Below are 25,748 nucleotides of genomic sequence, written 5' to 3'. Positions count from 1 at the left end.
ACAACCGAGACCCCATCCCATGACCACATCTTTCCTGCTCCCCAATTACCTCGGTGGCCAATGGCAAACCGGTTCCGGCGCGGGCACGCCCCTGTTCGACCCGGTGCTCGGCACCGAACTCGCCCGCGTGAGCAGCGCCGGGCTGGACCTTGCCGCCGGCTTCCACTTCGCCCGCGAACAAGGCGGCAAGGCCCTGCGCGCCCTGAGCTATGGCGAGCGCGCCGGGCTGCTGGCGGCCATCGTCAAGGTGCTGCAGGCCAACCGCGACGCGTACTACGACATCGCCACCGCCAACTCGGGCACCACCACCAAGGACTCGGCGGTCGACATCGACGGCGGCATCTTCACCCTGGGCTACTACGCCAAACAGGGCGAGGCCTTGGGCAGCGCGCGCGCCTTGCTCGATGGCGAGCGCATCCGCATGGGCAAGGACCCGGTGTTCCAGACCCAGCACATCCTGCAGCCCACGCACGGCGTGGCGCTGTTCATCAACGCCTTCAACTTCCCAAGCTGGGGCCTGTGGGAAAAGGCCGCGCCCGCCCTGCTCTCGGGCGTGCCGGTGATCATCAAGCCCGCCACGGCCACCGCCTGGCTCACGCAGCGCATGGTGAAGGACGTGATCGACGCCAACATCCTGCCGGCGGGCGCGCTGTCGGTGGTGTGCGGTTCGTCCGCCGGCCTGATGGACCAACTGCAGCCATTCGACGTGGTCTCCTTCACCGGTTCGGCCGAAACGGCACGCATCATCCGCAGCCACCCCGCCGTGGCCGAGCGCTCGGTGCGTTGCAACATCGAGGCCGACAGCCTCAACAGCGCCCTGCTCGACCCGGCCGCCACCCCCGACAGCGAAGCCTTTGCCTTGCTCGTGAGCGAAGTGGTGCGCGAAATGACGGTGAAGGCCGGCCAGAAATGCACCGCCATCCGCCGCGTCTTCGTGCCGCGCGCGCTGTTTGATGCCGCCGCGCAGGCGATCGGCGCCAAGCTCGCGAAAACCAGCGTGGGCAACCCGCGCAACGAAACCGTGCGCATGGGCTCGCTGGTGAGCCAGGAACAGAAGGCCAGCGTGCTCGAAGGCATCGCCAAGCTGCGCAGCGAGGCCGAGGTGTTGTTCGACGGCAGTGGCGCGGCGCTGGTGGATGCCGACGCCTCGGTCGCCGCCTGCGTGGCGCCCGTGCTGCTGGGCTCGCGCGAACCCGCGAAGGCCCAAGTGCTGCACGAGGTCGAGGTGTTCGGTCCGGTGGCCACGCTCATGGCTTACGACAGCATCGAACAGGCCTACGAACTCATCCGCCGCGGCGAAGGCTCGCTGGTCTGCTCGGTCTACAGCGCCGATCCGGCTTTCACCGCCAGCGCCGCGCTCGAACTCGGCTCGGCCCACGGCCGCGTGCACGCGATCTCGCCCGATGTGGCGGCCAGCCAGACCGGCCACGGCAACGTGATGCCCATGTCGCTGCACGGCGGCCCCGGCCGCGCCGGTGGCGGCGAAGAACTCGGCGGTTTGCGCGCGCTGGGCTTCTACCACCGCCGCAGCGCGGTGCAGGCCAGCAGCGCCGCACTGGACGCGCTGGCGGTTTCTGCCGTACCGTTCAAGTAGGCCCTCCCCGAAGCGCCTTCGGCGCCTCCCCCAGGGGCAACACCAGCGGCCCGGCAAAGCCGGTTCCGCGGTGTTCTGGACAAGCGCCCTTTCGCGACGACAGAACCATTGAAATTCGCCCATCACCGAGGAGACACAACATGAGCCCCCACGCCACCGTCGCCGCGCCTCCCGAGCGCTTCAACTTCGCGCGCCACCTGCTCGAACTCAACGCCGGGCGCGCCAGCAAGACCGCGCTGATCGACGACCAGGGCATGCTGACCTACGGCGAACTCGCCGACCAGGTGCGGCGCTTCGCCAGCGCGCTGAGCGCGCTCGGCATTCGCCGCGAAGAGCGCGTGCTGCTGCTGATGCACGACAGCAACGACTGGGTGGTGGCCTTCCTCGGCGCGCTGCACGCGGGCGTGGTGCCGGTGGCGGTGAACACGCTGCTGACCGCGCAGGACTATGCGTACATGATGGCCAACAGCCGCGCGCAAGCCGCGCTGGTGTCGGCCGCATTGCTGCCCACGCTGCAGACCGCGCTGGACAAGCTGAGCGCGCAAGGCGGCCACGAGGTGAAGCACCTCATTGCCTCCCGCGCCACCGACGCGCTGCCCGCGGGCGTGCACCACTTCACCACCCTGGTGGGCAGCCATGCGCCGGCCACCGAGGCGGCGGACACGCACGGCGACGAGCCCGCGTTCTGGCTGTACTCATCGGGCTCCACCGGCGCCCCCAAGGGCACGGTGCACACGCAGGCCAACCTGTACTGGACGGCCGAGTTGTACGGCAAGGGCGTACTCGAACTGCGCGAGGACGACGTGGTGTTCTCCGCCGCGAAGTTGTTCTTCGCCTATGGCCTGGGCAACGCCCTCACCTTCCCGCTCAGCGTGGGCGCCAGCGTGGTGCTGATGGCCGAGCGGCCGACACCGCAGGCCTGCTTCAAGCGCTTCACCGAGCAGAAGCCAACGGTGTTCTACGGCGCGCCCACGGGCTACGGCGGCATGCTCGCCAGCGCCGACCTGCCGAAGAAGAGCGACGTCGCGTTGCGCCTGTGCTCATCGGCCGGCGAAGCGCTGCCGCAAGACATCGGCCAGCGCTGGACGAACCACTTCGGTGTGGAGATCATCGACGGCATCGGGTCGACCGAAATGCTGCACGTGTTCCTCTCCAACCGCCCGGGCGATGTGCGCTACGGCACCACGGGCAAGCCGGTGCCGGGCTACGAGATCGAGCTGCGCGGCGAAGACGGCAAGCCCGTGGCCGATGGCGAGATCGGCGACCTCTACATCCGCGGCCCGAGTGCGGCGCTGATGTATTGGAACAACCGCAGCAAAAGCCGCGATACCTTCCAGGGCGGCTGGACCAAGGCAGGCGACAAGTACACGCGCGATGCCGACGGCTACTGCACCTACGCCGGCCGCAACGACGACATGCTGAAAGTCAGCGGCATCTACGTGAGCCCGTTCGAGGTCGAGGCCACGCTGGTGCAGCACCCGGCCGTGCTGGAAGCCGCGGTGATCGGCAAGACCGATGCCGACGGCCTGACCAAGACCAAAGCGTTTGTGGTGCTCAAGGCCGGTGCGCAAGCGACCGAAGCCGAACTGCAAGCCTTCGTGAAGGAAAAGCTCGCGCCTTACAAGTACCCGCGCTTCATCGAGTTCCTCCCCGAACTGCCGAAGACGGCCACTGGGAAGATTCAGCGTTTTCGGCTGCGCGAGCGCGAAGTGGGCACGGTTTGAGGCGGTGATGCTGGGACTTGGCGGGCGGCCCCCACCCCAGCCCTCCCCCAGAGGGGAAGGGAGCAAGAGGGGAAGTCCGACCCCGACCCCGTACCCGCTTTCCGCCGTCAGGCCGGGCTGAGCAGCGCAGGGGTGCGGGGAAAAAGAAGTTCGCGTGTTTGAGCGAAGCGAGTTTGCGAACTTCTCCCCGCGCACCGAGCAGCGCAAGGAACCCCGAAGGGGCCCGGACTTCGGCTCGCCTTTCTTTTGGGTACTTTTCTTTGGCGAAGCAAAGAAAAGTGCCTCGGCTGCCGGGCCGAGACCCGGCTTGCAGCGAAAGAAAGCACGTCACGTCAGAGAAGAAACGTCGCTGGTCAACGCGCCCTCACCCCAACCCCTCCCAGAGAGAGAGCGCGCGCGAAAGACCTCAGGTGTCCTTCGAAATCTTGATCGAAGGAAACTTCGCGGAAAAGTCCTTCGCCTTGGCCGCGATCGAGAGCGCCACCTGCCGCGCCACCGACTTGTAGAGCCCGGCGATCTCGCCTTCAGGGTCCGCCACCACCGACGGCCGCCCGCTGTCCGCCTGCACCCGGATGCTCAGGTTCAGCGGCAAAGCCCCCAGGTAGTCCATGCCGAACTCGGCGGCCATCTTCTTGCCGCCATCCGCGCCGAAGATGTGCTCCACATGGCCGCACTTCTCGCACACGTGCACCGCCATGTTCTCCACCACGCCCAGGATCGGCACGCCCACCTTCTCGAACATCTTGATGCCCTTGCGCGCGTCCAGCAGCGCAATGTCCTGCGGCGTGGTCACGATCACCGCACCGGTCAGCGGCACGCGTTGCGACAAGGTCAGTTGAATGTCGCCCGTGCCGGGCGGCATGTCGACGATCAGGTAGTCCAGGTCTTTCCAGTTGGTCTGGCGCAGCAACTGCTCCAGTGCCTGCGTGGCCATCGGGCCGCGCCAGATCATGGCTTCGTCGCGGTCGATCAGGAAACCGATGGAAATCACCTGCACACCGTGGTTCTCCAGCGGCTCCATGGTCTTGCCATCCACGCTCTCGGGCCGGCCTTCCAAGCCCATCATCATGGGCTGGCTCGGGCCGTAGATGTCGGCATCCAGAATGCCGACCTTCGCGCCCTCGGCCGACAGCGCCAGCGCCAGGTTCACCGCCGTGGTGCTCTTGCCCACGCCGCCCTTGCCCGAGGCCACGGCCACGATATTCTTCACGTTGGGCAGCAACTGCACGCCGCGCTGCACCGCGTGGGCCAACACCTGGGTGCTGATGCTCACCGACACCGTGTCCACACCGGGCACCGCACGCGCCGCTGCCGTGAGCGCTTCGCGCAAGGCCGGGTGCTGGCTCCGGGCCGGGTAGCCCATCTCCAGGTCAAAAGACACAGCGCCGCCCTGGATCTGCACATTCTTCAGCGACTTGGTGGACACGAAATCCTTGCCCGTGTTCGGATCGGTCACGGCTTGCAGCGCGGTCAGCAGCGCCTGGGAATCAACGGACATGGGCAAGGGTCTCCAGGAAAGGGATGGTTCGGCGGGGCCAACAAGTCTACCGTCGCGTCCCCCCGAGGGTCATACACACAGGCGCCATGAGGGCATCGGCCCGTAAAATCGCGGGTTCCCCGACAGAAAGCCCTTTCCCATGAGCCAGCCGCGACGCCTGTTCGTCACCACCGCCCTGCCCTACGCCAACGGCCATTTCCACATTGGCCACATCATGGAATACATCCAGGCCGACATCTGGGTGCGCTTCCAGCGCATGCAGGGCCACGAGGTGAACTTCGTCTGCGCCGACGACGCGCACGGCGCGCCCATCATGATCGCCGCCGACAAGGCCGGCAAGACACCGCAGCAGTTCGTGGCCGACATCGCCGCCGGCCGCAAGCCCTACCTCGACGGTTTCCACATCGGCTTTGACAACTGGCACAGCACCGACGGCCCGGAAAACCATGTGCTGGCGCAGCAGATCTACAAGGACCTCAAGGCCAATGGCCTGATCGAAACGCGCACCATCGAACAGTTCTTCGACCCCGAGAAGAACATGTTCCTGCCGGATCGTTTCATCAAGGGCGAGTGCCCGAACTGCCACGCCAAGGACCAGTACGGCGACAACTGCGAGGTCTGCAGCAAGGTCTACAGCCCGACCGACCTGATCAACCCGTACTCCGCGCTGTCGGGCGCCAAGCCCGTCCTCAAGCAGTCGGAGCACTTCTTCTTCAAGCTCTCCGACCCACGCTGCCTGGCCTTCCTCGACCAGTGGACGCAGAGCGGCGCGGTGCAGCCCGAGGTGCTCAACAAGATCAGCGAGTGGATCGAGCCCGACGAGCATGGCAAGACCAAGATGGGCGACTGGGACATCAGCCGCGACGCGCCCTACTTCGGCATCGAGATCCCGGACGCGCCCGGCAAGTACTTCTACGTGTGGCTGGACGCGCCGGTGGGCTACCTCGCCTCGCTCAAGAACCTGTTCGACAGGACCGGTCGCGACTTCGACGCCTTCATGGCCGATCCGACGACCGAGCAGGTCCACTTCATCGGCAAGGACATCATCACCTTCCACACGCTGTTCTGGCCGGCGATGCTGAAGTTCAGCGGCCGCAAGGTGCCCAACGCGGTCTTCGTGCACGGCTTCCTCACGGTGAACAACGGCGAGAAGATGAGCAAGAGCCGCGGCACCGGTCTCGATCCGCTGAAGTACCTGCAACTCGGCATGAACCCCGAGTGGCTGCGCTACTACCTGGCCGCCAAGCTGTCGGCACGCAACGAAGACATCGATTTCAACCCCGAAGACTTTCTGCTGCGGGTCAACAGCGACCTGATCGGCAAGTACATCAACATCGCCTCGCGCGCGGCCGGCTTCATCGCCAAACGTTTCGACGGCCAGCTGGGCGAGGTGTCCGCCGACGGCGACGCGCTGCTCGACCACCTGCAGAGCGCCGCGCCGTCCATCACCGAGCTGTACGCCGAGCGCGAGTACGGCAAGGCGCTGCGCGAGATCATGCTGTTGGCCGACCGTGTGAACGCCTACGTCGACCAGAACAAACCCTGGGAACTGGCGAAGAAAGAAGGCATGGATGGCCGGCTGCACGACGTGTGCACCACCTGCATCGAAGCTTTCCGCCTGCTCACGCTGTACCTCAAGCCGGTGCTGCCCGCGCTGGCGGTCCAGGTCGAGGCCTTCCTGCAAAGTGGCCCGCTGCAATTCACCGACACCGCACGCCTGCTGGGCAAGGGCCACGCCATCAACCCCTACCAGCACCTGATGCAGCGGGTGGACGTGAAGCAGCTCGATGCCTTGTTCGAACCGCCGCCGGCCCCCGTGGAGGCGGCCCCCGTCCCCGGCGGCGAACCCATCGCCGACACCATCACCATCGACGACTTCGCCAAGATCGACCTGCGCATTGCGCAGATCGTCAACTGCGAAGCGGTGGAAGGCTCCACCAAGCTGCTGCGCCTCACGCTCGACGTGGGCGAAGGCAAGACGCGCAACGTCTTCAGCGGCATCGCCAGCGCCTACAAACCCGAAGACCTGGTGGGCAAGCTCACCGTGGTGGTGGCCAACCTGGCACCGCGCAAGATGAAGTTCGGTGTGAGCGAAGGCATGGTGCTGGCCGCCAGCCACGCCGACGAAAAGGCGCAGCGCGGCATCCACATCCTCAACCCGTGGCCGGGCGCGACGCCGGGCATGCGCGTGCGCTGAGGCGCGGCGTCAGTTCCGGATGCGTTCCATGTCGGGGCCCGACATGGTCGATACCACCTTCAGGTCTTTGTCGAAGACCACAGTGAACACCTTGGTCTCGCCCACACCGGGCTGCTCCTGGTAACGCCAGTCGTAGTGCGTCTCGCCCTTGAGGGTGTAGTTGGTGATCTTCATGGGCTTGCCGAGCATGCGGCGCACCGCCTCCATCGGCATGCCCGGCGTCACCTGCGCAAAGGTGCGCGGGTTGAGCACCTGGCGCAGCGCGGCCATCTTGCCGTCGGGGCCGATGGTGATCATGTAGTTGACGTTGCCCTCGGGCTGGCGGTTGTACTCGTAGATCTGCGCGCCGTCCTCGCCTTCCCAGATATTTTCCGGGGCACCGAAGCGCTCGCGCACATCGGCCTCGGTGGACACGCCTTCCTCCAGCTCGCTGATGTTCACCGGATCGCAGGCCGCCAGCAGGCTGCCCAGGCCGACCAGGGCCAGCACACCCCGCACGCCGCGCCACACCTTGCCCGTTGCTGTTTGCATGTCGATCCTTGTTCCATGTCAAAAGGCCAGTCTAAACCTGGGTCCACAATGCCCCTGATCCGCTCGCTTTTCGAACGGTAGCCAAAGGTAACATCGGCCCATGTTCCAAGGTCTGCCTCCCCTTGCACCTTTTCGACCCCGCCTGCTGAACGACCTGCGGGGCTACAACCGGGACACACTGGCGCGCGACGTGGGAGCGGGCGCCACGGTGGGCATCGTGGCGCTGCCCTTGGCCATGGCCTTCGCGATCGCCAGCGGCCTCAAGCCCGAGGCCGGCCTGTGGACCGCCATCATCGCGGGCTTCCTGATCTCGGCCCTGGGTGGCACCTCGATGCAGATCGGTGGCCCGGCCGGCGCTTTCATCGTCATCGTCTATGGCATCGTCGAGCGCTACGGCGTGGCCAACCTGTTGATCGCCACCGCCAGCGCGGGCGTGCTGTTGTTTCTGCTCGGCCTGTTCCGGCTCGGCACGCTGGTGCGTTATGTGCCGGTCAGCGTCGTGATCGGCTTCACCAACGGCATCGCGGTCCTCATCGCCCTGTCGCAGGTGCGCGATGTGCTCGGGTTGGAGATCGCGCACATGCCCGCCAGCTTCTTCGGCCAGGTCGGCACCATGGCCCGCCACATCGAGAGCTTCAACCCCTTCGCCTTTGCCCTCGGCAGCTTGTGCGTGCTGGGGCTGGTCGTGTGGCCACGCCTGTGGGCGGTGGATTCGCAGTTCCGCCGCCGGCTCGCGGCGATTGAAACCCTCGACAAGGTCAGCGCCATCAAGGCCACCTCGCGCCTGCCCGGCCCTGTGGTGGCGCTGGTCACGCTCACACTGCTGGCCTGGGCGCTCGACCTGCCGGTGGAGACCATCGGCACGCGCTTTGGCGGCATTCCGCAAGGGGTGCCGGCCTTCGAGTTGCCCGACTTTTCCTGGGAAACCGTGCGCCTGCTGGTCACGCCCACGCTCACCATCGCGCTGCTGGGCGCCATCGAATCGCTGCTGTGCGCCCGCGTGGCCGACCAGTTGAGCGACGCGCCCAAGCACGACCCCAACCAGGAACTCATGGCGCAAGGCATCGCCAACGCCGTGGTGCCCTTCTTCGGCGGCATGCCCGCCACCGGCACCATCGCGCGCACCGTGACCAACATCCGCTCGGGCGCGGTATCGCCCGTGGCCGGCATGGTGCACGCGATCACGCTGGCCGCGGTGGTGCTGCTCGCCGCGCCGCTGGCCTTTCACATTCCCCTGGCGGTGCTGGCCGGCGTGCTGCTGTTCGTGGCCTGGAACATGGGCGAGTGGCGCGAGTTCGCGCGCCTGAAGCAGTTCAGCAACCACTACCGGCTGATGATGTTGTCGACCTTTTTCGTCACCATCGTCTTCGACCTGACGGTGGCGGTGGAACTCGGCCTGGTGCTGGCCGTGGTCTTGTTCGTGCGGCGGCAGAGTGAGATTTTCAGCGCCGAGGCGGTGGCGCGCACCGAGCAGCAGGCCACCTACAAACTGACCGGCTCGCTGTTCTTCGGCGCGGTGACCAAGATCGACCCGATCGTGGCCGACGTGGAGCGCTCGCCCACCCCCCTCAACGTGATGCTCGACGCCAGCCACATGATTTCCCTCGACACCACCGGCCTGGACGCGCTGGAGCAGTTGCACAAGGCGGTGCACAAGCGCGGCGGGCATCTGGGCATCGTGGGCCTGCACGCCCAACCTCGCTCGCTGATCGAACGCTCGGGGTTCGCGGCCCGGCTGAGCACCTGCCAGTAAAATCGTCCTCTTTCCCTCCGCGCCCCCATCGAGCCCGCCATGCCCTTCTTCCGCCGCCCCGACTACCAATCCGACACGACGCAGTTCATCGAACAGCTGAGGGCAGGCCGGCCGGGGCTGGAAGCGTCGCAGCGCCAGGGCCGCGCGCTGCTCTGGGACAAGCAGATCGACCGCGAATTCCAGGCCAAGGCCGAGGCGGCGCGTGTGCCACAAAAGCCTTACGTCTACCAGACCGGCTCCGACTTCACCTAATCGGCCGCATGAGCGAGGTCCACACGCTCAACGAGGCCCCGCAAGGCCTGGACGAGGTCTTGCCGTCGGTCGTGGACCATGTCGCCCTGGCGCGGTTGTATGGCGAACCGCTGTTCACCATGCCGCGCGACCTGTACATCCCGCCCGACGCGCTGCAGATTTTTCTCGAAGCGTTTGAAGGCCCGCTGGATCTGTTGCTCTACCTGATCCGCAAGCAGAACTTCAACATCCTCGACATCCCCATGGCGGGGGTGACGCGCCAGTACCTCACCTACGTCGACGAAATCCGCGCCAGCAACCTCGAGCTGGCGGCCGAGTACCTGCTGATGGCGGCGATGCTGATCGAGATCAAGTCGCGCATGCTGCTGCCGCCGAAGAAGACGGCCGAGGGCGAGGAAGCGGAAGACCCACGCGCCGAGCTGGTGCGCCGCCTGCTCGAGTACGAGCAGATGAAGCTGGCCGCGCAGCGCCTGTCGGAAGTGCCGCAGTACGGCCGCGACTTCCTGCGCGCACAGGTCTACGTGGAACAGGCGCTCGCGCCGCGCTTCCCCGACGTGAGCGCGCTCGACCTGCAAAGCGCCTGGCGCGACATCCTCAAGCGCGCCAAGCTGGTGCAGCACCACAAGATCAGCCGCGAAGAACTCTCGGTGCGCGAGCACATGAGCATCGTGCTGCGCCAGTTGCAGGGCCGCAAGTTCGTGGAGTTCGGCGAGTTGTTCGACGTCGAAAAAGGCTCGCCGGTGCTGGTGGTCACCTTCATCGCCATGCTCGAACTCGCCAAGGAAACGTTGATCGAGCTGACCCAGGCCGAGGCGTTCGCCCCCATCTACGTGCGGCTGGCCTACACGCCCAGCTGATCGCCCGCCAGGCAGCCATCTGCCCGCCCCTCTCACCGTCCACACCATGACCGACCTGCACCGCTTCGACGTTCTCATCATCGGCAGCGGCCTGGCCGGGCTCACCGCCGCGCTGCACCTGTCCCAAAGCCACCGCGTGGCCGTCATCACCAAGCGCGCGCTGAGCGATGGTTCGAGCAACTGGGCGCAGGGCGGCATCGCCGCCGTGCTGGCCGATGGCGACAGCATGGACTCGCACGTCGAAGACACCCTGGTGGCCGGCGCCGGCCTGTGCGACCTCGAAGCCACGCAGTTCACCGTGGAGAACGCACCCGCCGCCATCGCCTGGCTGCGGGAACTCGGCGTGCCGTTCTCGCTGGAAGACGGCGAACTGCACCTGACGCGCGAGGGTGGCCACAGCCACCGCCGCATCGTGCACGCGGCCGACGCCACCGGCGCGGCGGTGCAGGCCACGCTGATGGAACGCGTGCGCGCCACGCCCGAGATTCAGCTGTTCGAGCACCACATGCTGGTCGACCTGATCACCGACCGCCAGTTGCACGACGACGGTGGCAAGGCGCCGCGCTGCCACGGCGCCTACGTGCTCGACACGGTGCGCGACGAGGTCGTCACTTTCAGCGCCACGCACACCGTGCTGGCCACGGGCGGCGCGGGCAAGGTCTACCTGTACACCACCAACCCCGACACGGCCACCGGCGACGGCATCGCCGCGGCCTGGCGCGCAGGCTGCGAGGTCGGCAACATGGAGTTCATCCAGTTCCATCCGACCTGCCTGTACCACCCGCACGCCAAGAGTTTTCTCATCACCGAGGCCGTGCGCGGCGAAGGCGGCCACCTCAAGCTGCCGCCGCACCTGGGCAGCCACCGCTTCATGCCCGACCACGATCCGCGCGCGGAACTCGCACCGCGCGATGTGGTGGCGCGCGCGATCGATTTCGAGATGAAGAAGCACGGGCTGGACTGCGTGCACCTCGACATCTCGCACCAGAGCCCCGAGTTCCTGCAGCACCACTTCCCCAACATCCTGGCGCGCTGCGCCGAGCTGGGCATCGACATCACGAAAGAGCCGATTCCGGTGGTGCCCGCCGCGCACTACACCTGTGGTGGCGTGGTGACCGACCTGGCCGGCCACACCGGCATTGCCGGCCTGTACGCGGTGGGCGAAACCACCTGCACCGGCCTGCACGGCGCCAACCGCCTGGCCAGCAACTCGCTGGTGGAATGCATGGTGTTCGCGCAAGGCGCGGTCAACGCCATCCGCACGGCGCCCGCCGCGACCACGCCGCCGGCCCTGCCGCTGTGGGACGACAGCCGCGTGACCGATGCCGACGAGCACGTGGTGATCTCGCACAACTGGGACGAACTGCGCCGCTTCATGTGGGACTACGTGGGCATCGTGCGCACCAACAAGCGCCTGGAGCGCGCGGCGCACCGCATCGAGCTGCTGCAGTCGGAAATCCAGGAGTTCTATGCGCAGTTCCACGTCACGCGCGACCTGCTGGAGCTGCGCAACCTGGTGCAGGTGGCCGACCTGATCGTGCGCTCGGCCAAGCTGCGCCACGAAAGCCGCGGCCTGCACTTCAGCCGCGATTACCCCAACCTGCTGCCCGAAGCCAAACCGACCATTCTGGTGCCGCAGGCACGCTGAGTTTTTTATGCCGCGGTGTCGAGCACCGCAGGCAGCCAGCCCCGCAGGCTGTTGAAGAACGCGATCTCGCGCACCTGCGCCAATGCATTGATGGGCACCACCGCCTCGCGCACACGGCCTTCGTCCAGCGCCACCTGCCGGCCAATGCCGGGCAACAAGCCACAGTCGAGCGCCGGCGTCACCCAGCCCTCCTCACCTTCGAAGCGCAAGGCCACATTGCCGCGCGTGCATTCGGTCAACTCGCCATCGTCGTTCCACAGCAGCGTGTCGAACGCACCGGGCATGACACGCTCTGCCGCTTCGTAGGCTGCGCGGCGCGTGATCTTGTGGCGCACGAAGGCCGAGTGCGCGGACGCAAAGGGCTGCCGAGCCAGCACCAGGCACACCGGCGCGGGTGTGGGCCCCATGGCGTGCGCCGTGGCCTGCAAGCGGCCATCGCGTGCGCACAGCACACGCACGCGCCACGCGCCGTCGGGGTGCGCGAGCACCAGCGCGTGCAAGGCTTCGTGCCAAGCCTGTGGGGTCCACGCAAAACCGAAGTACCGCGCGGACTGCGCCATGCGCTCGTGGTGGCGCGGCTCGTGCCGCCATTGGCCGTAGTCGAGCGCCAGCGTCTCCAGCAATTCAAACGGTTCGCCTGCGCGCGCGGCGAAGGCTGCCTTGTGGTGCCACTCGCGCCACTCGGCCCGCGCGCTCGAACCCGAGGTGATGCCGCTGCCCACGCCCAGGCTCAAGTTGTTGCCGCGCGCCACCACCGTGCGGATACCGACGTTGAACGTGGCCCCGCCGCCCGGGCGCAACACGCCCACCGCGCCGCAGTACACACCGCGCGGATCGGGCTCGTGTTGCGCGATGCGCCGCATGGCCTGGCGCTTGGGGGCGCCGGTGACAGAGCCGCAAGGAAACAGCGCCTGCAGCAGGTCGAACAGCCGCGTGCCCGCTCGCGTGCGCGCACGCACATCGGACGTCATCTGCCACACCGTGGGCAAGGGGTGCACATCGAACAAGCTGGGCACCGTCACCGAACCCGGCACCGCCACGCGCGAAAGATCGTTGCGCAGCAGATCGACCACCATCACGTTCTCGGCGCGCTCCTTCGGACTGGACGCCAGTTGCGCGGCCAGCGCGGCATCGTCGCGCGCACCAAGACCGCGTGGCGCCGTGCCTTTCATCGGTCGCGTGAGCACGTGCTCGCCATCCCAGTCGAAGAACAGTTCCGGGGACACGCTGAGCACCTGCTGTTCACCGCTGTCGATGTACGCAGCGTAAGCCGCGGGTTGCTCGCGCCGCAGCGCGTTGAACAGATCGAACGCGCTGCCTTGCTGCAATTCGCCCTGCCAGCGCGCGGTGTGGTTGACCTGGTACACCTCGCCGGCCTCGATCGCGCGCCGCAATGCGGCCAGGGCGTCGTCGAAGTCGGTGCGCGCGCAGGGCGCGTCGGCCCAGGTCGCGCGCGCCGCGCCGTTTTCCGCCGTTGCATCGTGTTCCAGTGGCGCGTCGTGCACGCCAAACCACACCAGCGGCCCGTCGGGCACTTGCGTGGGCAGGGCCGCGTCGAACGCGCCCGCCGCTTCATACGACAACCAGCCGACCACCCACGCACCGCGTTGTGCGGCGGCTTCGGCGGCCTCGATCACGCGCCGGACGTCGGACCCGCTGTCGGCCCGCAGCACCGCGCGCGGCGCGCCGAAATCCAGTTGCAAGGCGCCATGCGACGCCAGACCGCTCGCCTCGAACGCGAGGCGGGCATGCACCGGACTCACGCAGCGCCGATGTTCGGCACCAGCGCGCCCGGGTTCTGGCCGTTGCGTTGCGCGCCGGTGAACGCCAGCATGCGGTCGATCGGCAAGCGCGCGCGCGGGATCAGCGCCTGGTCGACGTGGATCTCGTTCAAGCCCTTCTCCAGGATCTGCGCCACGCCGGCCAGGCCATTCATGGCCATCCAGGGGCAGTGCGCGCAGCTCTTGCAGGTGGCGCTGTTGCCGGCGGTCGGCGCTTCGATGAACACCTTGCCGGGGTTCTGCTGGCGCAGCATGTGCATCATGCCGTTGTCGGTGGCGACGATGAACTCGGGCGCGTCGAACGTGCGCGCGGCCTTGAGAATGGCCGAGGTCGAGCCCACGGCGTCGGCCAGCGCGATCACGTCGGCCGGGCTCTCCGGGTGCACCAGTACCTTGGCCTTCGGGTGTTCCTTCTTGAGCGCTTCGAGCTCGAAGGCCTTGAACTCGTCGTGCACGATGCAGGAGCCCGACCACATCACCATGTCGGCACCCGTCTCGCGCTCGATGTAGGCGCCCAGGTGCTTGTCGGGCGCCCACAGAATCTTGTGGCCCTTGTCCTTGAGCGCGCTCACGATGTCGAGCGCGCAGCTGGACGTGACCAGCCAGTCGGCCCGCGCCTTCACGGCCGCGCTGGTGTTGGCGTAGACCACCACCGTGCGGTCCGGGTGCGCATCGCAGAAGGCGCTGAACTCGTCGATCGGGCAGCCCAGGTCGAGCGAGCAGTTGGCGTCGAGGTCGGGCATGAGCACGGTTTTTTCCGGGCTCAGGATCTTGGCGGTCTCGCCCATGAAGCGCACGCCCGAGACCACCAGCGTGGTGGCGGCGTGGTCGCGGCCAAAGCGCGCCATTTCCAGCGAGTCGCTCACGATACCGCCGGTCTCGATGGCCAGGTCCTGGAGGTCCGGGTGCACGTAGTAGTGCGACACCATCACCGCGTTGCGCTCCTTGAGCAGTTGGCGGATGCGCTCTTTCAGCGCGGCGCGCTGCTTCGGGCCGGGCTCGACCGGCACGCGCGCCCAGGCATGCTGCGTGGGGCAGGCCGGTTGCTCGTATTCGACGTCGATCACGTCGCTGGAATCGTGGGTAGTCATGTCTCGTGTGCTTCAGAGCGTCTGGAAACGCATGGAGAAGTCGGTGGCTTTTATGTCTTTGGTGAGCGCGCCGATGGAGATGCGGTCAACCCCGGTTTCTGCAAGGGCGCGCACGGTGTCCATGTTCACGCCGCCCGAAATTTCAAGCACCGCGCGGCCGGCGTTGCGGCGCACGGCCTCATGCAGTGTGGACAAGTCCATATTGTCGAGCAGCACCATCGTGGCGCCGCGGGCCAGGGCCTCGTCGAGCTGGTCCAGGGTTTCCACCTCGATCTCGACGAAGTTCGCCGCCGGCGCGGTCTCGCGCACACGCTGCAGCACCTGGGCCACGCCACCGGCGGCGGCAATGTGGTTTTCCTTGATCAGCACCGCGTCGTACAAGCCGATGCGGTGGTTCACGCCGCCACCCGTCTTGACCGCGTACTTCTGCGCCAGGCGCAGCCCCGGCAGCGTCTTGCGCGTGTCCACGATCTGTGCGCGCGTGCCGGCCACGGCGTCGACGAAGGTGGCGGTGCGGGTGGCCACGGCCGAGAGCAGTTGCAGGAAATTGAGCGCGGTGCGCTCGGCGGTGAGCAAGGGCTGCGCACGGCCTTCGATGGTGAGCACGGTCTGCTCGGCTTCGCAGCGCTGGCCTTCGCGCACATGCCAGGTCAACGTGGCCTGCGGGTCGAGCGCGAGCACCGCCGCTTCCACCCACGGCGCACCACACACCACGGCCGCCTCGCGCGCGAGGATGCGCGCCCGCGCAGGGCGTTCGCGGTCCACCAGCGCGGCGGTCAGGTCGCCCGTGCCGACGTCTTCGTCCAGGGCACGCTCGACATCGCGGCGGGCCAGTTCCTGCAGTTGGGACAGCGTGAATTCAGGGGGTTGTTTCATGGGCCGCAAGCATATCGGTTTGGTCTATAGTGCCGCATTCTCACCCACCCCCTTCCCGCACTGCGGAAACCCACATGAGCACCCCCACGAATTCGACGCCCATGGCCACCCCTTACGGCACACTGCCCGCGGCCTCGCCCCTGCCAGGGCGCAAGCCGGTCAGCCTGCCACGGCTCAACGAATTGCGCGAGCGCGGCGAGAAGATCACCATGCTCACCGCGTATGACGCGACCTTCGCCGCCGTGGCCGACGCGGCTGGCGTGGAATGCATTCTGGTCGGCGACTCGCTCGGCATGGTCTGCCAGGGCCTGCCCAGCACCGCGGGCGTGACGCTGGAAACCATGGCCTACCACGTGGAGAGCGTGGCGCGCGGCCTGCGCCGTGTGCAAGGCACCGCCTGGCTGTTGGGCGACCTGCCGTTTGGCAGTTACCACGAGTCGAAGGAACAGGCCATGCGCAGCGCGGCGCAACTGGTGCATGCCGGCGCGCACATGATCAAGATCGAAGGCGGCGGCTGGACGGCCGAGACCGTGCGCTTCCTGGTCGAGCGCGGCATTCCGGTGTGCGCGCACCTGGGCCTCACGCCCCAGACCGTGCACGCCCTGGGCGGCTACCGCGTGCAGGGCCGTGGCGATGCGGCCGCGCTCATCCTCAAGCGCCACGCGCTCGAATTGCAAGACGCGGGCGCCACCATGCTGGTGCTGGAAATGGTGCCGGCCGCGCTATCGGCCGAAATCACGACCCAACTGCCCCACTGCCACACCATCGGCATCGGCGCGGGCAAGGGCACCGCGGGCCAGGTGCTGGTGATGCACGACATGCTCGGCATCAACCTCGGCAAGAACCCGAAGTTCGTGCGCAACTTCATGGACGGCGCGAGCAGCGTGCGCGACGCGATGGCGGCCTACGTGGCCGCGGTGAAGGACGGCAGTTTTCCGGACGACAGCCTGCACGCCTGGTAAGCGGCAGGCTTAACGGCCTGGCGTCAGCTCTTCTGTGGCCGCGGCGTTGTGGTGGGCTGGGCAACGGCCTTGAACTCGACGAGTCGACCACTTTTTACCGTCAGATTCAGCGTGGATTGAAGTGCAGCGAGGCCTGCAGGTGTCAAGTCTGCTGCCTTCACGGCGCGTGGCGTCGACGGCGTACTTCGGTCGCCCAACAGCAGGTTGAACGTGTGGGTCAACAAGTCCAGGTAGGCGACGGCTGGCCCGCTCACGTCGACTTGACTGGCCGCCAACAAATCCCGAATGATCCGGCCATCCCCACTCGTCAAATCGTCGAGCAAGGACACCATTCCCTCCCTGTCGCGGACTGGCGGGACGGAGGCCAGTTTGGGCTCTGGGTTCTTCGGGACAACGTAAGCGGCGACCTCCGCCGCGTTGAATGGATTCGGGCCGACGCGTTTTGCAGGCTGTTTGGGGCCACGAACCACATCTCCCATCCACTGGGAGACGCGTACATCGCTCTTGTCCCAGTTCAACGCATTGAAAGTGGCCAAAGACTTTTCAGCGACGACCATAGATTTCAGCAGTTTCATCATGGACTGAGCTGTTCCCGCGGCGTCCAACGCGTCAAGGAGCGCATCACTGAAATCGGCTGCAACGTTGGACCGGCGCATGTTGAGAATGTCTTCCACCTCTTTCTTGGCATCTTCAAGCTCTGGCGTCAGGTCGTCTTCCAGCAGAAACGCACCCATGAGCTTCATCAGTACCTCATCGCTCAGGAGCTTGGCTTTGAACGTGCCGGATGGGCCCTTTCGCATCTCGGGCGTGATCAGCGCGTCTGCTTTCGCTTGTTCGACTTGTTGGATGCGGACACCGACGTCCTTTTGGAGTTGCACAAGAGAAACGTTTGTGAGCTTGACCCCGTTGGTGACCAGGAAGTCAACCGCCCCTTTCAATCGCTTGAGCTGGGCCAGATCGTTGCCCTTGAGGCGCTTCTCAGCGCCCTCTACCCGGGCTATAGCACCCTCTGTCGTGAGAATGGCGCCCAGGCGCGACTGGGCAAGCTGGTCAATGTCCCGGATTCTGGTCAACGTGAACCGCGTGCCAGGGAGCGTGGCCTCGGCAGGCGTGCCTGATCTCGCCATGCGATCGAGTGAGGTGGTCAGATCGCGCAGCTCGACAAGTTCGTCTTTGGTGAACTTGCTGATGGTGCCCGCATCGCTGCTGTCCTTGTTCTTTTGCATCATGCGGTTCAGAAGTTCTGCCTTGACCGAGAACTGCAATTGATGGGGAACAACATCTTCTGGAGCCGAAGTTGGGGAAGAACCCTTCTGGGGGCCTTTGGCAAGCACCAAAAACTTTTCGAGGTTTTCATTCAGAACGGCGAGTTGACCGTCCTTCAATTTGGGCAGTTGGTGATGCAAGCGATCGCCACACGCATCCGCTGTGAACTCCACGATGCCCGGCGTCTTTGCATCAATACCCAGCTCCTGCCTGAACGAAGCGAGTTTCCGCGCGGCTTTCACCGCTTTCTCTGCGGCATCCGGCGATTTTTTCGAGGACTCCGCCGCCTTCCTTGTAGCCGCCTCCGCGTTCATGGAGTCGTCCTCCGCCTTCTTCGCTCTCCTGTCGACGATGGGCGCCAATGCTTTAGCCACAGCCTTGCACGCCTTCGGAACACCTTTGAAGTCTCCATCCGTCAGCGCAACCATGACATCGTTCAGACACTTGTCTGCGGCCAAAACGACGTCCTGAGCTTTCTGCCTCCACTGCGCCTCTACCGACGCGGCGCGAGCGGGTTCGGCCGTCTCGGTTTTGATCAGCCGCGGTGTGAGGCCAAGATTCCCGCCGCCTGCGGCGCGTGGCCTGCTCGGTGGGACCTGCGTGGCACCCGAATTGCCAGTCACTGTATTGATATCGGGTGCGCTCGTCTGCGGCCTCGGTGGAGAAACGGGGTTGCTCAGTGGCGCAATCGGCTTGTTGTTCAAGGTGCTCATGGACGGTCCTTCTTCAACTTGCGGGACAACGGCAGTCCAACGGACCGGCGGGCGCCATCCATCGCTTACAAGTCGTTAAGTAACCAGGGGGTGAGTACGGTTCCCCCGTATCCGGCCCGACGATCCTCCCCCCACCTCGGGCAGAACCACGGAAGCCACCGTACATACCCGTTGCCGCCCATGGCGGCGGCCATCGGCGCGCGGCGATAATCTCACCCGGCCGGCCGCTGCGGCCCAACCTGATCACCGCATGAAACTCGTTCACACCATCGAAGAGCTGCGCGCCGCGCTGCGACCTTTCAACGCACCGGCCCTGGTGCCCACCATGGGCAACCTGCACTCCGGCCACCTCGACCTGGTGCGCGCCGCCAAGCCCCTGGGCGACGTGACGGTCGCCAGCATCTTCGTCAACCGCCTGCAGTTCGCGCCGCACGAAGATTTCGACACCTATCCCCGCACGCTCCAGGCCGACTGCGACAAGCTCGCCGCCGAGGGCTGCGACGTGGTGTTTGCGCCGTCGGAAAAAGAGCTGTACCCCGAGCCTCAGGGCTTCAAGGTGCAGCCACCGACCGAGCTGGCCGACATCCTGGAAGGCCATTTCCGCCCCGGCTTCTTCATGGGCGTGTGCACCGTGGTGATGAAGTTGTTCCAGTGCGCGCTGACCGAGGCCAAAGGGCCGCGCTACGCGGTTTTCGGGCAGAAGGACTACCAGCAACAGATGGTGATCCGGCGCATGGTGCGGCAGTTCGCGCTGCCCATCGAGATCGTGAGCGTGCCCACGCAGCGCGCGGCCGATGGCCTGGCGCTGAGTTCGCGCAACGGCTACCTCAGCGAGAGCGAGCGCGCCGAAGCGGTGCAACTTTCCCTCGCGCTGCGCGCGCTGGGCCGTGACGCCCTGGCCGCCGCCGATGGTCTGGCGCGCCATTTGCCGGCGCTCGAAGAACGCGCCATGAAAGACCTGGCCGCGCGCGGCTGGCAACCGGACTACCTCACCGTGCGCCGCCGCATCGACCTGCAAACCCCGCAAGCTGGCGACCCGCTGGTGGTGCTGGGCGCCGCGCGCCTGGGCAAGACGCGCCTGATCGACAACTTCGAGGTCTGACCACCGGGAGGACACGCCATGTTGCAACTGCGACCGAATTGCGAATGCTGCAACCGCGACCTGCCCAATGAGAGCACCGAGGCGCGCATCTGCACCTTCGAATGCACGTTCTGCAGCGATTGTGCCGAGGTCCGGTTGCACCACATCTGCCCCAACTGCGGCGGTGAACTGGTCCGCCGCCCGCGCCGGCCAGCGGCAGCGCTGGCGCGCAACCCCGCCTCGACCGACCGGGTGTTCAAGCCCGAAGGCTGCGCGGCGAAACCGGCCTGACTACAGGCCTTCGTCCTTGGGGTCGCGCCCCATGAGTTCGGCCACGGCCTGCGCGGGCTGCAAGCGCCCTTCCAGCAGCGCCACCACGCCCTCGCTGATGGGCATGTCCACCCCGAGCAGGCGCGCGCGCTGCACCACGGTGCGCGCGCTGTAGACGCCTTCGGCCACGTGGCCCAGCGACGCCACCGCTTGCGACAGGCTCATGCCCTGGGCCAGCAATTGACCCACCTTGCGGTTGCGCGAGAGATCGCCAGTCGCGGTGAGCACCAGGTCGCCGAGGCCCGACAAGCCCATGAAGGTGTCGACGCGCGCGCCCAAGGCCACGCCCAGACGGGTCATCTCCGCGAGACCACGCGTGATCAGCGCGGCGCGCGCGTTGAGACCGAGGTTCAGGCCGTCACACAGGCCCGTGGCGATCGCCAGCACGTTCTTCACCGCGCCGCCCACTTCCACGCCAACGATGTCGTCGTTGGCATAGACGCGCAGCGCCGTGCTGTGAAACGCGGCCACCAGCATCTCGCGCACGTCCGCATGTTCGCTCGCGGCCACCAGCGCCGAGGGCTGGCCCTTCGCCACTTCCTGGGCAAAACTGGGGCCACTGAGCACGGCGCCCTTGAGCCGGGGCGCCACCTGGGCGCGCACTTCATGGCCGAGCAAACCGACCACCGACCCGTCGCCCAGCGACGCCTCGAAGCCCTTGCAGAGCCAGGCCACGGGCCCGGGATATTCGGCCAACACCTGCAGCATGCCGCGCAGGCCGGACATGGGCGTGCCGATGACCACGAGGTCCGCACGCGCCAGGTCCGCCGCAGCGCTGTCCAGCGATCCGGCAAGAATGTTCAGCGAAGGGGGCAGCGCCACGCCGGGCAGGTAGCGGCGGTTCTCGCGATGGGCCTGCATGTCGCTGGCCTGTTGTGCGTCACGCGCCCACAGCGTGACGCGGCGCGCGTCACTGCCCTGCGCAGCCGCGCCAATGGCCAGCGCGGTGCCCCAGGCACCGGCTCCGAGCACGACGATGTTCATCGGGCGTTGGGCCAGCAACCGATGGTCGGCGCGTTATTGCGTGACGATGCGCGGTGCGTCGTCAGCGGCTTGCGCCTGCTGTTGTTCGTACATCGCCTGGAAGTTGATTTCGGCCAGGTGCACCGGCGGGAAACCACCGCGCTGAACAATGTCGGCCACGTTGCTGCGCAGGTAGGGGTAGACGATCTGCGGGCAGGCGATGCCCATGATCGGGCCCATCTGGTCTTCCGGCAGGTTGCGGATCTCGAAGATGCCGGCCTGCTTGGCTTCGACCAGAAACACCGTCTTGTCCTTGATCTTGGTGGTCACCGTGGCGGTCACGCAGACTTCGAAGACGCCGTCGGCCACCGAACCCGCTTCCACGCCGAGCTGGATGTCCACGGTGGGTTGCTCCTGCTCGAGCAGGATCGCCGGGGAATTCGGCTGCTCCAGCGAGGCTTCCTTGAGGTAGACGCGCTGGATCTGGAAGATGGGGTCCTGGTTTTCTGCCATGGTGGTGTCTCGAAAAGATGGAAGCAAAAACAAACCCGCCGGAGATCAAGTCCCTGCGGCGGGCACGGGGCCGATTATGTCAGCCCGACAAGACACGTTGGCGGCTCAGGCCTGCAACAAAGGCTCGAGCCCGCCGCGGCCTTCGAGCGCGTGCAGGTCGTCACAACCGCCCACGTGCGTGTCGCCGATGAAGATCTGCGGCACGCTGGTGCGCCCGGTCAATTGGGTCATGTGGGCACGCAACTCGGGCTTGCCATCGACAAAAATCTCTTCGAGATCCACCACGCCCTTGCGATCGAGCAAGGCCCGGGCCCTGTTGCAATACGGGCAATACGCACTGGTGAACATCTTGACTTTTGCCATGTGAAAAACCCGACGGGCTGAAAAAAAAACAGCCGCAATGATCAGGTTTTTTCGACCGGCAGGTTGGCCTTGACCCAAGCGCCCATGCCGCCGGTCAGGGATTGCGCGTTCTCGTAACCGAGCTTCTTCGCGATCGCCACACCCCGGTTGGCCGCAGCGCCGTTCGCGCACACGAAAACGAGCTTGGCGGCCTTGTTCTTGATGGTGCCCGGCAGTTTGGCCTCGAGCTCGCCCAGTGGCACGTTCTTCGCGCCGATCACATGGCCTTCCGCAAAAGCGGCGGCATCGCGCACGTCCACCACGAACGCCTTTTCGCGGTTCATGAGCTGCACGGCCTCCGTCGTGTTGAGGGAGCCGGCGCGCCCGCCCGCGGCGACCAGCGGCCAGAGCAGGAAGGCCCCGGAGGTAAGGGCCACGGCGATCAAAACCCAGTTGTCGATAAAGAAACTCACAGATACACCTTTCGAGTAAGCCCGGGATTTTAGAATGCCCGGTTGCGTCGCGCCGGGTCTTCCCGCCAGCGCATCCACTTTCATCTCCCCTCCGCCCTTCAACGCACGCTCCCCTGCCATGCACAAACTCGTCCTGATTCGCCATGGCGAATCCACCTGGAACCTGGAAAACCGCTTCACCGGCTGGACCGACGTGGACCTCACCGCCACCGGTCTGGAACAGGCCAAAAACGCCGGCCGCCTGCTCAAGGACGGGGGCTACGACTTCGACCTGGCCTACACCAGCGTGCTCAAGCGCGCCACGCGCACGCTGTGGCACACCCTCGACGAGATGGACCGCACCTGGTTGCCGGTGGTGCACAGCTGGCGCCTGAACGAGCGCCATTACGGCGCTCTGCAAGGCCTGAACAAGGCCGACATGGCCAAGCAATACGGTGACGCGCAGGTGCTGGTCTGGCGCCGCAGCTACGACACGCCGCCACCCGCGCTGGAGCCCACCGACCCGCGCAGCGAGCGCGGCGACCGCCGTTACGACCGCCTCAAGCCCGAGGATGTGCCGCTGACCGAGTGCCTCAAGGACACCGTGGCACGCGTGCTGCCGTTCTGGAACGAGGCCATGGCCCCTGCCATCAAGGCCGGCAAGCGCGTGGTCGTGGCCGCGCACGGCAACAGCATCCGCGCGCTGGTGAAGTACCTCGACGGCATTTCCGACAGCGACATCGTCGGCCTCAACATCCCCAACGGCATTCCGCTGGTCTATGAGCTCGATGCGGAGCTCAAACCGATCAAGCACTACTACCTGGGTGATGCGGCGGCGGCCGCAAAAGCCGCGGCCGCCGTGGCGGCCCAAGGCAAGGCCTGAAGCGGACCTTGTTCACGCGCTGCGGAAATTGCAGCACGTGGACACAAGGGAACCGAAGCACTTCATAAAGCTCCAAGGTGTATATTGACCCGACAGGGTCTCGCAGGCCCTGCACGGGCTTTTTTACTGGGGTATTTCGATGGCAAAACAGGTGGGCCACAAGCTCAAGATCGTTGGCTGGGTGGCTGCTGGCGCGATCGCCGGGGCCTTGACCACGGTGCAATTGCAGGCGGTTGCACGGGGCTCGCTCGCCCCCTTGCCGCTGGAAGAGCTGCAGCAGCTCGCGGCCGTGTTCGGCATGGTCAAGAGCGACTATGTCGAACCCGTTGACGAGAAGAAACTCATCTCCGAGGCGATCACGGGCATGGTCGCCAGCCTCGACCCGCATTCCCAGTACTTCGACAAGAAGTCGTTCAAGGAATTCCGCGAAGGCACCTCCGGTCGCTTCGTCGGCGTGGGCATCGAGATCACGATGGAAGACGGTCTGGTCAAGGTCGTCTCGCCGATCGAGGATTCGCCCGCGTTCCGCGCCGGCCTCAAGACCAATGACCTGATCACCAAGATCGACGACACGGCGGTCAAGGGCCTGTCCATCAACGACGCCGTCAAGCTCATGCGCGGCGAGCCCCGCACCAAGGTGCTGCTCAACATCTTCCGCAAGGACGAGAACCGCAGCTTCCCGGTCACGATCATGCGCGAAGAGATCAAGACGCAGAGCGTCAAATCGCGCATGGTGGAACCTGGCTACGCCTGGGTCCGGGTGTCACAGTTCCAGGAACGCACGATCGAGGACTTCTCCCGCAAGGTGGAAGACCTGTACAAGGCCGACCCCAACCTCAAGGGTCTGGTGCTCGATCTGCGCAACGACCCCGGCGGCCTGCTCGACGCGGCCGTGGCGCTCTCGGCGGCGTTCCTGCCCGAGAACGTGACCGTGGTGTCCACCAACGGGCAGCTGGAAGACAGCAAGTTCGTCTACAAGGCGATTCCGCAGCACTACCTGCGCCGTGCCGGGAGCGACCCCGTCAAGCGCCTGAACGACGTCACCAAGGGCGCGCTCAAGAAGGTGCCACTGGTGGTGCTGGTCAACGAAGGCTCCGCCTCGGCCAGCGAAATCGTGGCCGGTGCGCTGCAAGACCACAAGCGCGCCGCCATCCTGGGCAGCCAGACCTTCGGCAAGGGCTCGGTGCAGACGGTGCGCCCTCTGGGCCCCGACACCGGCGTGAAGCTCACCACCGCACGCTACTACACCCCATCGGGCAACTCCATCCAGGCCAAGGGCATCGTGCCCGACGTGATGGTGGACGAAACGCTCGAAGGCAACGTGTTCGCCGCCCTGCGCACCCGCGAGGCCGACCTGCAGAAGCACCTGGAAAACGGCCCCGAACCCGGCAAGAACGGCGCGGCCCTGACGGATGCCGAACGTGCGGCCGCACAGCAGCGCGATGAAGCCCGCGAAGCCGCTCGCAAGCGCCTGGAGGAAGAAGCCAAGCGGAACCCGAACCAGCGCCTGGTGCCCGAGTTCGGCACCGACAAGGACTTCCAGCTCCAGCAGGCGCTCAACCAGCTCAAAGGCCGCCCGGTGGTGGTCAGCAAGACGCTGGAAGTGCGCACCGAAGAGAAAAAAGAAAACTGACGGAACCCGCGGTTTGGGGTACGGCGTACCCCAAACCCGCGGCGCGACCCTTGGACGACGCTCAGCTCCTGCGCTACTCGCGCCACATCCTGCTCAACGAACTCGGCGTCGAAGGCCAGGAGGCGTTGCTGGCCTCGCATGCCCTGGTGATCGGCGCGGGCGGCCTCGGTTCACCCGTGGCGCTGTACCTGGGCAGCGCGGGTGTGGGCCGCATCACCGTGGTGGACCACGACACGGTCGACGAGACCAACCTGCAGCGCCAGATCGCCCACAACCTCGCGCGCGTGGGCCACGCCAAGGCCGAGTCGGTGCGCGACGCGGTTGCCGCGATCAACCCCGACGTGGTGGTCACGCCCGTGGTGCAACGCGCCGACGCCGCGCTGCTGGATGCGCTGGTGGCCCAAGCCGACGTGGTGCTCGACTGCACCGACAACTTCACCACCCGCCACGCCATCAACCGCGCCTGCGTGGCGCACCGCAAACCGCTGGTGTCGGGCGCGGCGATCCGCATGGACGGCCAGCTCGGCGTGTACGACTCAAGGACCCCCGGCAACCCGTGTTACGCCTGTGTGTTCCCCGAAGACGCCGGCGTGGAAGAAGCCCTGTGCGCCACCATGGGCGTGTTCGCGCCGCTGGTCGGCATCGTGGGCACCATGCAGGCGGCCGAGGCGCTCAAGCTGCTCACGGGACTGGGTTCGCGCATCACGGGCCGCCTGCTCATGATCGATGGGCGCGATCTTGCGTTCACCTCGATCGCGCTGCCGCAGAACCCGCAGTGCGCAGTGTGCGGCCAGCCGCACTGAGCGCT

The 25,748-nt window shown here is 66.3% G+C and carries 23 protein-coding genes; 13 read left to right on the top strand and 10 right to left on the bottom strand.

Going from position 1 to position 25,748, the window contains the following annotated elements; genetic code table 11:
• The first annotated feature begins 19 nt into the window (after positions 1-19).
• Complete coding sequence (locus tag FFS09_RS05855; protein WP_137917920.1) at positions 20-1,594, top strand: 3,4-dehydroadipyl-CoA semialdehyde dehydrogenase; 1,575 nt, start codon at positions 20-22, stop codon at positions 1,592-1,594.
• 140 nt (positions 1,595-1,734) lie between these two features.
• Positions 1,735-3,318, top strand: coding sequence for a benzoate-CoA ligase family protein (locus FFS09_RS05850; protein WP_137917919.1), 1,584 nt, complete (start codon positions 1,735-1,737; stop codon positions 3,316-3,318).
• A 406-nt stretch (positions 3,319-3,724) separates the two neighbouring features.
• Here FFS09_RS05850 and apbC read toward each other — a convergent pair whose 3' ends face one another.
• Entirely contained in the window at positions 3,725-4,816 is a 1,092-nt protein-coding gene (apbC, locus tag FFS09_RS05845) for an iron-sulfur cluster carrier protein ApbC (RefSeq protein ID WP_137917918.1), read from the bottom strand.
• Positions 4,817-4,955: 139 nt separating this feature from the next.
• Between apbC and metG the strand changes: the two genes are divergently transcribed.
• Positions 4,956-7,013, top strand: a complete 2,058-nt coding sequence (gene metG / locus FFS09_RS05840; RefSeq protein ID WP_137917917.1) for a methionine--tRNA ligase — start codon at positions 4,956-4,958, stop codon at positions 7,011-7,013.
• Between the two features lie 9 nt (positions 7,014-7,022).
• Here the strand turns inward: metG and bamE are convergent, their stop codons facing one another.
• Positions 7,023-7,544, bottom strand: a complete 522-nt coding sequence (bamE, locus tag FFS09_RS05835) for an outer membrane protein assembly factor BamE domain-containing protein (protein ID WP_137917916.1) — start codon at positions 7,542-7,544, stop codon at positions 7,023-7,025.
• A 100-nt stretch (positions 7,545-7,644) separates the two neighbouring features.
• Between bamE and FFS09_RS05830 the strand changes: the two genes are divergently transcribed.
• From FFS09_RS05830 to nadB, 4 genes are read left to right on the top strand one after another with little or no spacing between them, the layout of a single operon-like run.
• Positions 7,645-9,297, top strand: coding sequence for a SulP family inorganic anion transporter (locus FFS09_RS05830; protein WP_137917915.1), 1,653 nt, complete (start codon positions 7,645-7,647; stop codon positions 9,295-9,297).
• A gap of 39 nt (positions 9,298-9,336) precedes the next feature.
• Entirely contained in the window at positions 9,337-9,549 is a 213-nt protein-coding gene (locus FFS09_RS05825; protein WP_137917914.1) for a DUF3460 family protein, read from the top strand.
• Positions 9,550-9,557: 8 nt separating this feature from the next.
• Entirely contained in the window at positions 9,558-10,406 is an 849-nt protein-coding gene (locus tag FFS09_RS05820; protein WP_137917913.1) for a segregation and condensation protein A, read from the top strand.
• A 46-nt stretch (positions 10,407-10,452) separates the two neighbouring features.
• A complete protein-coding gene (nadB, locus tag FFS09_RS05815) occupies positions 10,453-12,054 on the top strand; it encodes an L-aspartate oxidase (RefSeq protein ID WP_137917912.1) in 1,602 nt (533 codons plus the stop codon).
• 5 nt (positions 12,055-12,059) lie between these two features.
• Here nadB and pabB read toward each other — a convergent pair whose 3' ends face one another.
• Genes pabB through nadC form a run of 3 tightly spaced genes read right to left on the bottom strand, consistent with a single transcriptional unit; the run spans position 12,060 to position 15,802 of the window.
• Positions 12,060-13,808 (bottom strand): aminodeoxychorismate synthase component I, encoded by a 1,749-nt coding sequence (gene pabB, locus FFS09_RS05810; protein ID WP_137917911.1) that lies wholly within the window; start codon positions 13,806-13,808, stop codon positions 12,060-12,062.
• 5 nt (positions 13,809-13,813) lie between these two features.
• On the bottom strand, positions 13,814-14,926 hold the full coding sequence (gene nadA / locus FFS09_RS05805) for a quinolinate synthase NadA (RefSeq protein ID WP_137917910.1): 1,113 nt from the start codon (positions 14,924-14,926) through the stop codon (positions 13,814-13,816).
• A gap of 12 nt (positions 14,927-14,938) precedes the next feature.
• Positions 14,939-15,802, bottom strand: coding sequence for a carboxylating nicotinate-nucleotide diphosphorylase (nadC, locus tag FFS09_RS05800; protein WP_137917909.1), 864 nt, complete (start codon positions 15,800-15,802; stop codon positions 14,939-14,941).
• A 74-nt stretch (positions 15,803-15,876) separates the two neighbouring features.
• On the opposite strand from nadC, the gene panB reads away from it, so the two are divergent.
• A complete protein-coding gene (panB, locus tag FFS09_RS05795; RefSeq protein ID WP_137917908.1) occupies positions 15,877-16,764 on the top strand; it encodes a 3-methyl-2-oxobutanoate hydroxymethyltransferase in 888 nt (295 codons plus the stop codon).
• Between the two features lie 23 nt (positions 16,765-16,787).
• Here panB and FFS09_RS05790 read toward each other — a convergent pair whose 3' ends face one another.
• Positions 16,788-18,743, bottom strand: a complete 1,956-nt coding sequence (locus FFS09_RS05790) for a hypothetical protein (RefSeq protein ID WP_137917907.1) — start codon at positions 18,741-18,743, stop codon at positions 16,788-16,790.
• Positions 18,744-18,993: 250 nt separating this feature from the next.
• On the opposite strand from FFS09_RS05790, the gene panC reads away from it, so the two are divergent.
• Entirely contained in the window at positions 18,994-19,845 is an 852-nt protein-coding gene (gene panC, locus FFS09_RS05785) for a pantoate--beta-alanine ligase (RefSeq protein ID WP_137917906.1), read from the top strand.
• 18 nt (positions 19,846-19,863) lie between these two features.
• The gene (locus tag FFS09_RS05780) at positions 19,864-20,115 is read left to right on the top strand and encodes a DUF1272 domain-containing protein (RefSeq protein ID WP_137917905.1); all 252 of its coding nucleotides are present in this window, start codon (positions 19,864-19,866) and stop codon (positions 20,113-20,115) included.
• On the opposite strand, the gene FFS09_RS05775 is transcribed toward FFS09_RS05780, so the two are convergent.
• The 4 genes from FFS09_RS05775 to FFS09_RS05760 all read right to left on the bottom strand — a co-directional run bounded on the left by FFS09_RS05775 (position 20,116) and on the right by FFS09_RS05760 (position 22,445).
• Positions 20,116-21,138 carry an NAD(P)H-dependent glycerol-3-phosphate dehydrogenase gene (locus FFS09_RS05775; RefSeq protein ID WP_137917904.1) on the bottom strand — a complete coding sequence of 341 codons (1,023 nt, stop codon included), beginning with the start codon at positions 21,136-21,138 and terminating at the stop codon, positions 20,116-20,118.
• Between the two features lie 33 nt (positions 21,139-21,171).
• Positions 21,172-21,630, bottom strand: a complete 459-nt coding sequence (gene secB / locus FFS09_RS05770) for a protein-export chaperone SecB (protein WP_137917903.1) — start codon at positions 21,628-21,630, stop codon at positions 21,172-21,174.
• 105 nt (positions 21,631-21,735) lie between these two features.
• Complete coding sequence (gene grxC / locus FFS09_RS05765) at positions 21,736-21,993, bottom strand: glutaredoxin 3 (protein ID WP_137917902.1); 258 nt, start codon at positions 21,991-21,993, stop codon at positions 21,736-21,738.
• Between the two features lie 41 nt (positions 21,994-22,034).
• Positions 22,035-22,445, bottom strand: coding sequence for a rhodanese-like domain-containing protein (locus FFS09_RS05760; RefSeq protein WP_137917941.1), 411 nt, complete (start codon positions 22,443-22,445; stop codon positions 22,035-22,037).
• A gap of 118 nt (positions 22,446-22,563) precedes the next feature.
• On the opposite strand from FFS09_RS05760, the gene gpmA reads away from it, so the two are divergent.
• The 3 genes from gpmA to FFS09_RS05745 all read left to right on the top strand — a co-directional run bounded on the left by gpmA (position 22,564) and on the right by FFS09_RS05745 (position 25,743).
• Positions 22,564-23,307, top strand: coding sequence for a 2,3-diphosphoglycerate-dependent phosphoglycerate mutase (gene gpmA, locus FFS09_RS05755; protein ID WP_137917901.1), 744 nt, complete (start codon positions 22,564-22,566; stop codon positions 23,305-23,307).
• A gap of 151 nt (positions 23,308-23,458) precedes the next feature.
• Positions 23,459-24,940 (top strand): S41 family peptidase, encoded by a 1,482-nt coding sequence (locus FFS09_RS05750; RefSeq protein WP_137917940.1) that lies wholly within the window; start codon positions 23,459-23,461, stop codon positions 24,938-24,940.
• Positions 24,941-24,990: 50 nt separating this feature from the next.
• Positions 24,991-25,743 carry a HesA/MoeB/ThiF family protein gene (locus FFS09_RS05745; protein WP_137917900.1) on the top strand — a complete coding sequence of 251 codons (753 nt, stop codon included), beginning with the start codon at positions 24,991-24,993 and terminating at the stop codon, positions 25,741-25,743.
• Positions 25,744-25,748: the final 5 nt, after the last annotated feature.

The sequence above is a fragment of the Hydrogenophaga sp. 2FB genome (genome assembly GCF_005503365.1).
Taxonomy (GTDB): Bacteria; Pseudomonadota; Gammaproteobacteria; order Burkholderiales; family Burkholderiaceae_C; genus Hydrogenophaga.
The sequence above is the reverse complement of the archived record's forward strand: the minus strand, read 5'-3'. Positions and strand labels throughout refer to the sequence as shown.